Source organism: Mesorhizobium sp. P2_D1 (genome assembly GCF_056404455.1).
This window is the reverse complement of record NZ_JBFUDZ010000043.1, coordinates 55412-67119: the sequence shown is the minus strand read 5'-3', so window position 1 is coordinate 67119 and position 11708 is coordinate 55412. Positions and strand designations below refer to the sequence as shown.

9 protein-coding genes are annotated in these 11708 nt (G+C 63.8%); 5 read left to right on the top strand and 4 right to left on the bottom strand.

Features of this window, described 5'->3' with window-relative positions:
• The first annotated feature begins 92 nt into the window (after positions 1-92).
• Complete coding sequence (locus AC1D0I_RS24960; protein WP_457151606.1) at positions 93-530, top strand: hypothetical protein; 438 nt, start codon at positions 93-95, stop codon at positions 528-530.
• Positions 531-576: 46 nt separating this feature from the next.
• Here the strand turns inward: AC1D0I_RS24960 and AC1D0I_RS24955 are convergent, their stop codons facing one another.
• Positions 577-1347, bottom strand: coding sequence for a helix-turn-helix transcriptional regulator (locus AC1D0I_RS24955; RefSeq protein ID WP_457151607.1), 771 nt, complete (start codon positions 1345-1347; stop codon positions 577-579).
• Positions 1344-2054, bottom strand: a complete 711-nt coding sequence (locus tag AC1D0I_RS24950; protein WP_477398453.1) for a helix-turn-helix transcriptional regulator — start codon at positions 2052-2054, stop codon at positions 1344-1346. The genes AC1D0I_RS24955 and AC1D0I_RS24950 overlap by 4 nt, the downstream gene beginning before the upstream one ends.
• A 508-nt stretch (positions 2055-2562) precedes the next feature.
• Here AC1D0I_RS24950 and AC1D0I_RS24945 point away from each other — a divergent pair.
• Together AC1D0I_RS24945 and AC1D0I_RS24940 are read left to right on the top strand one after the other, a co-directional pair.
• A complete protein-coding gene (locus tag AC1D0I_RS24945) occupies positions 2563-5472 on the top strand; it encodes a M16 family metallopeptidase (protein WP_477398451.1) in 2910 nt (969 codons plus the stop codon).
• Between the two features lie 63 nt (positions 5473-5535).
• On the top strand, positions 5536-6729 hold the full coding sequence (locus tag AC1D0I_RS24940) for a TMEM43 family protein (RefSeq protein ID WP_477398449.1): 1194 nt from the start codon (positions 5536-5538) through the stop codon (positions 6727-6729).
• 92 nt (positions 6730-6821) lie between these two features.
• On the opposite strand, the gene AC1D0I_RS24935 is transcribed toward AC1D0I_RS24940, so the two are convergent.
• Positions 6822-7853: a histone deacetylase family protein gene (locus tag AC1D0I_RS24935; protein WP_477398447.1), complete on the bottom strand. Its 1032-nt coding sequence runs from the start codon at positions 7851-7853 to the stop codon at positions 6822-6824.
• A 23-nt stretch (positions 7854-7876) separates the two neighbouring features.
• The gene (locus AC1D0I_RS24930) at positions 7877-8635 is read right to left on the bottom strand and encodes a TetR/AcrR family transcriptional regulator (protein ID WP_477228062.1); all 759 of its coding nucleotides are present in this window, start codon (positions 8633-8635) and stop codon (positions 7877-7879) included.
• Positions 8636-8787: 152 nt separating this feature from the next.
• Here AC1D0I_RS24930 and AC1D0I_RS24925 point away from each other — a divergent pair, with 152 nt between their 5' ends.
• Positions 8788-10467 (top strand): amidohydrolase, encoded by a 1680-nt coding sequence (locus tag AC1D0I_RS24925; RefSeq protein WP_457152090.1) that lies wholly within the window; start codon positions 8788-8790, stop codon positions 10465-10467.
• 139 nt (positions 10468-10606) lie between these two features.
• Entirely contained in the window at positions 10607-11707 is a 1101-nt protein-coding gene (locus AC1D0I_RS24920; RefSeq protein ID WP_477228063.1) for an ABC transporter ATP-binding protein, read from the top strand.
• Position 11708 lies beyond the last annotated feature (1 nt).

Genomic DNA, 11708 nt, shown 5'->3' with positions numbered 1-11708 from the left:
GTCGATAATGTGATCCCGTCGCAATTCTATCAGGCCGTCGCCGAACTGGTGCGGGTCGTCTACTCGAAAAAGGCTGAGCGCAGACAGATTTCATGAACCGGCAACCGCACGCAAACTCCCGCGAGATCATCGTCGCCAGCGCCATCGAGCAAGTGGTGGGGGAACTCCGGCTGATCGATGTCGCCGACTACATCGCCTTCATCCGACTGGAGCATTTCGCGTGCCTGTCGGATCTGGTCGATTCGGCGGTGGAGCTGTTTTTCATGCCGGGTACGCTGCGGCTCGGCCATGGCGGCGAGGCGCATGTCGACTGGAGCGGCAGCCCGCGCATCGTGCTCGATCTGGAGCTGAGGCCGCCGGGTGTCACCGTCTATTTCCAGCTGACGCTGAGCGAGCACGGTGCTTCCGTGGTGGTCAACTATGTCTCGTTCGAGAAGCCGGGCGAAGACCCTGAGCACAACACGGCCCTGCTCGAGGCGGTGATCGAACAAGCGCGCATCCGCAGGGTCGAGCCGCTGGCCTTTCGCTGAACATCGGCCGCTTCCGAGCTGCGGCTGAAAGACCCACGAATTTGCCCTATTCGATAAGCCCCAGCCGCAACGCCTTGGCCACCGCCTGGTTGCGGTTGACCGCGTTGAGCTTCTGGGTGGATTGGGTCAGGTACTGGTTGGCGGTGTGCACCGAAAGCTTCAGCAGCCGCGCGATCTCCTCGCTGGTGTTGCCATTGGCGGTCAGCTTCAGGCATTCGAGCTCGCGCTTGGAAATCGCGCGCATGCGGCCGGTATCGCTTGGGCGCATGAGGGCGACAGCGGCAAACAGCGAAAAGCAGCGGGCATGGATCTCGTAGAGCGCGTCCTGCGGCAGGACGATCTCGGACCCCAGGAAGACGACAAGGCCGCATTGCCCACGCTCGGCATGGACGGGGAAGGCGATGCCGCTCGTGCCAGGCGCCAGCGGTGCCATCTGCTCGGTCCAGGCGAGATTGCCGAACGTCTCCGCCATGGCGGCGATGCCGTCGTCGGTCCACCAGCGCGGTTCCGTCGAGTTGCGGGTGTGGCGCACGATTTCCTCGCCATTGGCACCTGAAATGAACTTGGTCGCCACCGCAACGCCGGGATAGTCGGAATCGAGGCAAGGCACGAGCCGTGCCCGTTCGGCCGACGGGCTGACGAAGAACAGGCCGAAGGCCGAGGCGTTGATGTCGACAGCGATCCATCGGCAGCGGCGCACGGCGTCTGGAATGGTGACGGCGTGATGGGTCTCGGAGCCGAGCGAGAAGGCGCCGAACGGGTTGCGCTGCTCGTTGAAAAGGGCTTCGGCAGCCTCCTTGATATCGGCCTGTTTCAAATGATGCCGCTCCTGATCGCCGTGGCGATGGCCATCGCGCGGTTGCTGGCCGCGAATTTCTGGATGGCGTGGGTGATGTAGCTGTTGACGGTGTTGGAGGAGACGCCAAGGATGACGGCGACCTCGTCGGTGGTCTTGCCTTCGGAGACCCAGAACAGGCATTCGCGCTCGCGGTCCGACAGCGGATCCTGCATGGCGGCGGCGGCAATCAGCTGCGGGATGTGCGAGAGCGCATAGCAGCATTTCAGTTGCGCCCTCATCAGCGCCGGCTGGTCGATGCTGCCGGCAGTCGCTGCCGAGAACAGAGCGAACAGGCGCTGGCGGCCGACATTAAGCTTGAGTGAATAGACCTCGGCATGACCGAGCACATCGAGAAGGCGGGCCTCCTCGCCGGTGATCAACCCGTTCGTCTCGGGCGCTTGCGATGCCACCAGTGGTCTCGGGCGGATGCCGGGCGCAACGGTGAGCGCGCCTTGTGCAAGCCCGGCGATCAGCCGCTTGCCGATCAGCTCGATGGCGTCGAAAATCCAGTTGGACGAAACGATGCGAGCATCGTTGCGGTCCTGGTCGTGGACAATGGCAACCAGCATATAGCTGTCGGCGCCGATCTCGGCGGTCAGCTGCATGAAAAAGCTTGTGAGATCACCGCGCGACGTCAGGCGCGAGCCCAATGTATCGGATTGAAGAAGCGCGGCGGGACTGCTCATTCTTGTTGCTTTTGGCCGGAATCGTTTCTGCTGTCCGGATGCTGGGTGCCAGCCGCCGAACCTGAATACGCATTACTTTGACGAAGACACACGCTTGGCGCAGGGCTGCGCCAACCAGATCCGAATCCATTCAGGGAACGCGAAGCCGTCCGCGTCTGGTGCCGGAAAACTCCGGAACAAGAGACTTTGGGTGGTTGCCGCGCCCCCCTAGGACCGGCTGATTCGGGTCTAATCTACCCGCAGTTGAATCTGACATCAAACGCGATTTGACAAAATCGAATCCGATGGACTCGCATGCGACTCAGAGGCGGACTCCCAAGCCCTTTCACCACCCTTGGGTCATGGAAACGCCGACACGAAAAAGCCAGACGCTGTTGTTAAGTTGGCATATCGAGGGCCGATCGATTCCGATAGGTTTCCGCTRACCGGCAGGGATGGGCGTCCCTTCGGTCGGACTGGGCGAGATGGGCGGCGCTTGTTCGCGGCCATCGGCATTGGGGGGGTGATTATGAAGCGGGTTTTCCTGGCGTTCACGGTGATGCTTGCGATCTTGATCGGTGCGTGGGCGGTAGCTCCCGCACAGGCCGAGCCTGTTGTCACCTATGCGCTCGACAACGGGCTGCAGGTGGTGCTGGTGCCTGACCATCGGGCGCCGAAGGTGGTGATGAACCTGCGCTACCGCGTCGGTTCGATGAATGAACCCGCCGGCCGCTCGGGTTTCGCGCATCTGTTCGAGCACCTGATGTTTTCCGGCACGCCGGCCTGGCCGAACGTGTTCGGCGCCCATGCCGCGCTCGGCAACGAAATCAATGCCTGGACCACCGAGGATGGCACCGTTTTCTATGTCGACGGGCTGTCGTCGTCGCTGCCGATGATCCTGTCGCTGGAAGCCGACCGCATGGCCAATCTCGGCCGTTCGGTAACGCAGGCCAAGCTCGACCTGCAGCGCTCGGTGGTCAAGAACGAGATGCGCCAGAACGTGCTGGACAAGGCCGGCGCATCCGGCTGGGAGGCCTTCTGGTCAGGGCTGTTCCCGAAACCGCATCCCTACAGCCGCATGGTCATCGGCTCGGTCGCCGACCTCGACGCGGCGACGCTGGACGACGTGCGCGGTTTCTTCAACACCTATTATTTGCCCAACAATGCGGTGCTGGTGCTGGTCGGCGACCTCAAGGTCGATGACACCAAGGCGCTGATTGCCAACACGTTCGGCCGGGTGCCGCGCGGCGCCGATGTGGCTCGGCCAGCAGTGCCCGAGCCGACGCAGGCGCGACTCAAGCTGGTGCTCGAGGACCGTGTGCCGAGCCCCGTCGTCGTGGTCGGCTTCAGCGGCCCGGCGGCGCAATCGCCAGACAATGGCGCGCTCAGCATCGCTGCCGAAGTGCTCGGCAATGGCGAATACGGCTTCCTGCGCAATCGCCTCGTCTCGGAACAGGGCGTCGCCACCTATGCCAACGCGAGCTGGACCGGCGGATTGCTTGGCGGCCGCTTCACCTTCGAGGCCGGCGCGGCGGCAGGCGTGACGCCCGAAGCGCTCGAAGGCGCGATGAAAGCCGCTTTCGCGGATTTCCAGAAGATGCCGCTTGATGCGGCCGATGTCGAACGCGCGCGCAACGGGATATTGCTGGCCACGCGGCTCGGCAGCGAAGCGCTGAAGGATCGCGCCGGCACGGTTTCCTACAACGCCGACATTCTCGGCGACGCGCAAAGCGCGCTGGTCGACGATCCGCACGTCAGCAATGCCAGCGTCGCTGATGTCGAAGCAACGATGAAGCGGCTGCTGAGGCCGGAAGATGCAAGCGTGCTGGTGTTGAAGCCGGGTCCGCGCGGCGGCTACCCCGACGCGCTGATCGGATCGTCCGGCACGCCGCTGCCGTTCACGGCGCCGGAGCGGGCAGCGATCGATATTCCGAAGCACCAGGCCGGCGAGGCGCCTTCGGCGGCGTTGCCCGCCATGGAAACGGCGACGCTGTCGAACGGCATCAAGCTCGTCCACTACACCATGCCGGAAGCGCCGATGGTCTATGTGGCGGCCAGCGCCGACGGCGGCTGGAACAGTGTGCCGGAAGGCAAGGAAGGGCTGCTCGAGCTTGCCGCAAGCATGGCAACGCGTGGCGCCGGCGAGCGCGGCTCGGCCGACTTCGCCAAGGCGACCAGCGATATCGGTGCCAGCGTCGGCTATCAGGCCGGATACCTGACCACCGCGAGGACGCTCGGCGTGCCGCCGGAAAAACTGGACCAAGGTGTCGGTCTGCTTGCCGATGCGGTGCTGAAGCCGCGTTTCGACAAAGCCGACTGGAGCGTGCTGATGGCGCAGACCGTCGACTGGCTCAATGGCCGCGAGGCGGACCTGCCGGGCGTTGCCGGCCGCGCGGCCAAGGCGGCGCTGATTCCACAGGTGCCTGACAAGGCCGCGATCGACTGGTCGGCCAAGGCGCTGGCCTCGATCTCGCTCGACGATGCCAGGTCCGCCTTCAGGACGGAGTTCACGCCGAAGGCGGTGACGTTCTACAGCGTCGGTCCGATGCCGGTTGCGACGGTGGCGGCAAGCCTTGAAAAGGCGTTCGGCACGTGGGCGGATAACGCCGCCGGCTATGCGGTCGAGCCATCGCCGGCGGCGCATTTCAATGGCGGCCAGAAAGTGCTGCTGGTGCCCGAGCCCGGCGCCAGCCAGTCGGCGCTGTTCGTGGCGCGGCCGGCGCCCGGCACCGACGAGGGCGAGCGCGCGGAATCGACCGCGGTCGCCAATCTGCTCGGCGACGATTTCTCCAGCCGACTGAACTCGGTGATCCGCGAGGAGAAGGGCTATTCCTATGGCGTGTCGAGCTATCTCTTGAGCCCGATGAAAGTCGGGTCCGGGCTGGTGGTGGCAACCACCGTCGAGCGGGCCAACACTGGTCCGGCGATCACCGAGATCCTGAAAGGCTTTGCCGGCCTGACCACCTTGCCGGTGGCGCAGGACGAGGTCGACCGCACGGTGACGGTCTATCGCCGGGCGCTGGCCGGATCGGCGGAGACTTCGGCCGGCCTGTTCGGTTCGCTGATCGGTGCCGTCGGCTCCGGTTCGACGCTGGAGGACCAGCAGAGCCGGATGACGGCGCGCACCCAATTGACGCTCGGTGCGGTGCAGAAGCAGGCGCTGGCACTATCTTCGCTCGATCCGTCGCTGATCGTGGTGGCGGGCGACCCGGATGTGGTGATGCCGCAGCTTGCCGCGATCGGACTTAGGAATGTCGAGATCGTCAAGCGCGACGCGGAAGGCGAGCAGACGGCGATGCGGGCGCTTGACCTTTTCGGCGGCAAGCAGCAAGCGCCGCTGTCCGCCTCGCCGTGGCGGGTCGGCGACGGTGGCACGACGCGGGCGGTGCATTCCTGTGCTTCGGCCAGGGATTGCGGTGCGCAAATCCACGCCGATTGATCGGTTCAATGCGCGGCCGCCGGCCGCGCGCAAATCTTGGCACTGTTGGTTTCGGGGGAAACGATGAGCGATTCATTTCGGGAAGTTACATCCGTCTCGTGGTTCGGGCGGATCAAGCGCGCGGTCGGTGGTGTCATCTTCGGCCTGCTTTTGATCGTGCTGATGGTGATCGGCCTGTTCTGGAACGAGGGCCGCGCGGTGCAGACGGCACGCTCGCTCGCCGAAGGGGCTGGCGCCGTGGTCTCTGTCAGCGCCGACAGCGTCGATGCCGCCAATGACGGCAGGCTGGTGCATGTCAGCGGGCCGGTGACGGCGGACAGCGGCCTGTCCGATCCGGATTTCGGTATCGCGGCGCAAGGGCTGCGCCTGTCGCGCGACGTCGAGATGTACCAGTGGAAGGAAGAGTCCAAATCCGAGACCACCAAGAAACTTGGCGGCGGCGAGGAGACGGTCACCACCTACAGCTATTCGAAGGTGTGGGACGACAGCCAGATCGACTCCTCGGATTTCAAGAAGCCGGACGGCCACCAGAATCCGCCGATGGCGATCCACAGCCGGACCTTCCAGATTCCGGAAGGCAAGCTCAGTGCTTTTACGCTCGATCAGCCAGTGCTCGATCGCATCGAGGGTGACAAGGACTATTCGCTGTCGGCCAGTCAGTCAGCCGCGATCAAGGCCGCCTATGCCGGCGCCAGGCCGCTCAACATCGTCGACGGCAAGATCTATCTCGGCGTCGACACGACGACGCCGGCGCTGGGCGACTACCGCATCGGCTACGAACTGGCGCCGCTCGGCGTGGTCAGCATCGTGGCACGTCAGGCCGGCAGCCGGTTCGAACCCTACCAGACGGTGGCCGGCGACGAATTGCTGATGGTCGACACCGGCACTGTCCCGGCCGACAAGATGTTTGCCGAAGCCGTCAGCGCAAACACGCTGATCACCTGGCTGCTGCGCGCTGCCGGCCTGCTGTTGCTGACCATCGGCTTTGCCCTGTTCCTCAGCCCGATCGGGGTGATCCTCGACGTCATTCCGTTCCTTGGCAGCATGGCGCGGATGGGCACCGGCATCATCGCCTTCTTCCTGGCGATCCTGGTCGGCACGACGACGATCGCCATCGCCTGGTTCTGGTATCGGCCGGTGCTGGCGGCGGGCATCCTGGCCGCCGGCGTCATCGCGGCGGCGGCGGTCTATTATTTCGGCCGCTCACGCAAGGCAGCCGCACCGGCGGTCGTGCCGAGCACCGGCACCGCAACCTGATCGCGAGAACCCGGCAGCAGCGCCGCCCGGTCCCTCGCTTTGCTTCTGCAGTCGGTGCCCCAAAATCGCTCACGCCTTTGGGGTGACGGCATTTACCTGCCCTCGAAACCGGTCAGCACGCCGACGGCGTTGACGCCGATCTCCTCGACGGCATAGCCGCCTTCCATGACGAACAGCGTCGGCAGGCCGAGCCTGGCGATGCGGCGGCCGATCTTGGGATAGTCCGACGTCTTCAGCTTGAACTGGCTGATCGGGTCCTTCTCGAAAGTGTCGACGCCGAGCGAGACGACGACGACGTCCGGCGCGTAAGCGGCAAGCTTGGCGCAGGCATCTTCAAGCGAGGCATTCCAGGCGTCCCAGTCGGTGCCGAACGGCATCGGATAGTTGATGTTGAAGCCTTCGCCGGCGCCCGAACCACGTTCATCGGCATGGCCGAGGAAAAAGGGATATTCGACCATCGGATCGCCGTGCAGATTGAGGACCTGCACGTCGGCGCGGTCATAGAAGATCTCCTGCGTGCCGTTGCCATGATGGTAGTCGACATCGAGTATGGACACACGGCTGGCGCCCTGGTCGAGGAACCATTGCGTGGCGACGGCGGCGTTGTTGATGAAGCAATAGCCGCCCATGAATCCGGCTCCCGCATGATGGCCCGGCGGGCGGCAGAGCGCGAAAGCGGATGCCTCGCCGCCCTTGACCAGGCCGGCGGCGGTCAGCGCCACGTCATAGGACGACTTGATCGCGGCCCAGGTGCCTTCGACGAAGGTGGCGCCGGCATCGAAGGAATAATAACCGAGCAGGGCGTCGATGCGCTTTGGCGGCACGTCGCCGCGCAGGCCGCGGGTCGGCCATGTGAAGGGCATCGCCGAGCCCTTGAAACCGGCTTCCACCCATTGCGGCCAGACCGTCGGCAGGAAGTCGATGTAGTCGGCCTTGTGGATACGCCTGGCGGCAGCAAGATCGTGCTCGAGCGGCAGGACGATCGGACCCAGTTTCTCGCTTTCGACCCGCGCCTTGATGAATTCGGCCCGCGAGGGCATTTCGAAACCCGGCACGATCGCAGCGGTGACCAGTTCCATCTGGCCGGCATGGCCASCATGAAGCGGCGAATAGACAGTCTTCATGAAATTCCTCTCGAAGTGCGAAATCAGTCAAGGTTGAGATAGGGGCTCACCAGAGCGAGCCACATGGTTTCCACATCGTCCTCGATGAGGTTGTATGTCCTGCGATCCCTCTTCAGTCCGACCAGCCGGCAGGCGTGCCCGACCTCCATCATCACAAGGCCGAGCCGTTTGGCGATCTTGTCTTCAAGAACAGGATTCACATGCCGCAGCCAGGCGGCGTAAAGCGCGATGATCTGCTCGTCATATTCGTCCTGGATAGGCCTGAGATCGGCATTGCCTGAAATGGCCTCGATCACCGGCATCAGGGTCGCGTTCTCGAGATAGATACTGGACGTGTCGATAAAGAGCTTGCGCACTTCGCGCCGGAATTCTTCGCGGTTGGTGGGCCGGGGGACCTTGATACGCTTCTCGATCACTTCGGGAAAGGAGGACAGCCAGCGCCGGGCGAGGTCCAGAAGAATGGCTTCCTTGTTGGGGAAGTATTGGTAGACCGACCCGACCGACAGGCCTGCGCGCTGCGCAATGGCGAGCGTCGTCGGCGTCTTGGTTCCTTGCTCCCGCGTCAGGATCAGCGCCGCGTCGAGAATCCTGTCGACCACCTTGCTCGACCGTTGTTGGCGCGGCTGCTTGCGCGGTTCGAGCGCTATCCTGGTTTTGCGGTCGAGACTGCGCTTCACTGCCTGATGTCCCCGTTCCCCGCCCGGTCCCAACACACGGGGAGGGTGCTGTCCACAATACATTCCAAATTCCGCATGTTGACAAACGCGAATAAACAGTCGCATTCTTTATCCACGCTGTCTTCAGGGATAACAAGGGGAATTTCGAAGACAGCACGCTGGCATCGTTTTTTGTCCGTAGCGCCGCTCCAGTGGAGTGGCCGCTCGTGGGCACAGGGTTGTCGGTCTCAGTCAGTCGTCAAAAGCGTGGAGTCGCGATGTCTGTCACGGGTGCGGGTCATAATGCTGATCTGATCGTCATCAACGGTCGCGTGCTGACCATGGACCATGACAATCCCGTCACAGAGGCTGTTGCCGTCAAGGACGGCGCCATCATCGCCATCGGCAGCCGCGCCTCCATCGAAGAGCTCAAGGGACCGGCCACCAAGGTCATCGACGCCAAGGGCGGTTCGGTGATCCCGGGCTTCATCGAAGCCCATATGCATCTGTTTTCAGGCGGGGCTGAACTTGCCCACCTCCAGCTCACCGGTATTCACGGGTTTGAGGCGCTGCAAAAGGCAATCCGCGACTATGCGCCGACCCAGCCGGATGCGAAAATGCTGGTCGGGCAGGGTGTCGACTACACGGTGCTCGGCAGCGAGCGGGTGACACGACACCATCTCGACGCCATTTTGCCCGATCGCCCCTTCTGCATGGCGGCGCCCGATCATCACACCATGTGGGCCAACACCAGGGCGCTGGAAACGGCCGGCATCCTGCATGGGCGCACGCTTGGCCCCGGCAACGAGATCGTCATGGGCGATGATGGCCTGGCCGGCGGCGAATTGCGCGAGGGCGAAGCCTTCGGTCCGGTGCTTGACCTTGCCGGCGAAAGCCGGGTGCGGCTGGGCCTGGCCACCGGCGGCGAGCCGGACCCGATGCCGACCGCGGCCGAGCGGGCCGCCGACCGCGATATCATGCGGCGCGGGCTTGCCTGGTGCGCGCGCCATGGCATCACCTCGATCCAGAACATGGACGGCAATCTCTATCAGCTTGAACTGCTGGCCGAGATCGAAGCCGAGGAAGGGCTGCCCTGCCGCGTGCAGATACCGTTCCACTACAAGAATTTCATGACGCTCGACATGCTCGACAAGGCGTCCGACATGGCCAAGCGCTACAACAGTGAGTGGCTGTCATCAGGCATGGTCAAGGTGTTCTACGACGGCGTGCTGGATTCCTGGACAGCGGTCATGGTCGAGCCCTATGCCGACCGTCCGGACTGGGTGGGCGAGCCGCTGTTCACGCCGCAACAATTCATCGACCTGGCTGTCGCCGTCGACAAACGCGGGCTGCAGATCGCCGTGCATTCGATCGGCGACGGCGCCGTGCGCGCGGTGCTCGACGGTTACGAAGCGGCGCAGAAGGCCAACGGCAAGCGCGACAGCCGCCACCGGGTTGAGCACATCGAGGTCACCACCACCGCCGACGTTCCGCGTTTTGCCGAACTCGGCGTCATCGCTTCCATGCAGCCGCCGCACCCGCCTGGCGCCATGGATTTTCCGCTGGAGCCGACCGTATCGCGCATCGGGCCGGCGCGCTGGCCGTTGAGCTATGCCTGGCGGACCTTGAAGGATGCCGGCGCGCGCGTGGTCTTTGCGTCGGACTGGCCGGTGTCGCCGATCGATCCGATCCTGGGCATCCGGGCGGCAGTGTTGCGCAAACCGTGGGCAGAAGGCGACCCGGACCAGAGTTTCTCGCTGCATGAATCCCTCGCCGGCTACACCGTCGAAGGTGCCTATGCCGAATTCGCAGAGCACCGCAAGGGCATGATAAAACCCGGCTATATGGCGGATCTGGTGGTGCTCTCGGCCGATATCGAGGCGACCGCGCCGGAGGCGTTGCACAAGGTGCATCCGGTAACGACGATCTGTGGTGGCAAGATCACCTATCAGGCCTGACTGTGGCATGAGGCTTGCTAGCCAAATTACGAATTGAACTGTGATTCAGTGCCGGGCTTGCCAACATACCGGCCTTGTGTTCACATCGAACAGGGGAACATTCCGCCAGCAAGAGCGGGGTCAACAGTGAGGCGTAGTCGTGCCGGATAAACCGGATCGGAATGCGATTGAAGTTGTCAAAGTAAGCAAAATTTTCGGATCAGGAGAGGGCCAAGTCGCTGCCCTCGATACGGTCTCGGTATCCATCCGCGAAAACGAGTTCTTTACGCTGCTCGGCCCGTCGGGCTGCGGAAAGACGACGTTGCTGCGGCTGATTGCCGGCTTCGACTTTCCAACCGCCGGCGAAATCCTGCTCTACGGCCAGGACATCGCGCCGCTGCCGCCCTTCAAGCGGCCGGTCAACACCGTCTTCCAGTCCTATGCGCTGTTTCCGCACATGACAGTGGCCGAGAATATCGGCTTTGGCCTGGAGATGCTGGGCAAGCCGAAGGCCGAGATCAAGGCGCGCGTCGACGCGATGTTGAAGCTGGTCAAGATGGAAGCGCTCAGCGCGCGCCGCACCAGCCAGATCTCCGGCGGCCAACAGCAGCGTGTGGCGCTGGCCAGGGCGCTCGCACCGCAGCCGAAAGTGCTGCTGCTCGATGAGCCGTTGTCGGCGCTCGACTACAAGCTGCGCAAGGAAATGCAGATCGAGCTGAAGCGGCTACAGCACGAGACCGGGATCACCTTCATCTTCGTCACCCATGACCAGGAGGAAGCGCTGACGATGTCGGACCGCATCGCGGTGATGTCGTCCGGCAGGATCCTGCAGGTCGGCTCGCCGCGCGACATCTACGACCGGCCGTCGGAACGCTTCGTCGCCGATTTCATCGGCGAGTCGAACTTCCTCAAGGCCGAGGTGGTTGGTGTCTCGGCAGGCCGCGCGACGGTAAAACTGTCGTCGGGCACGGAAATCCCGGCCTCGCTGCCGGAGGGCCTGGTTCCCAAGGGCAAGGTTACCATCGTCGTGCGCCCCGAACATGCGCAGTTGAGCGCCGCAAGCCCCAGTGCATCGCTGTCGGGCACGGTCGAGAACATCGTCTATCTCGGTACCGACACGCATTTCCATCTGCGCCTCGCCGATGGTGAGCCCTTCATCGTGCGGCGCCAGAACAGCCGTGGCACCGGCGACGGTATCGTCCAGGGCGGCAAGGTCGGCATCCTGATTGGCGGCGACGCCGCCCAGGTCTTGAAGGACTGAC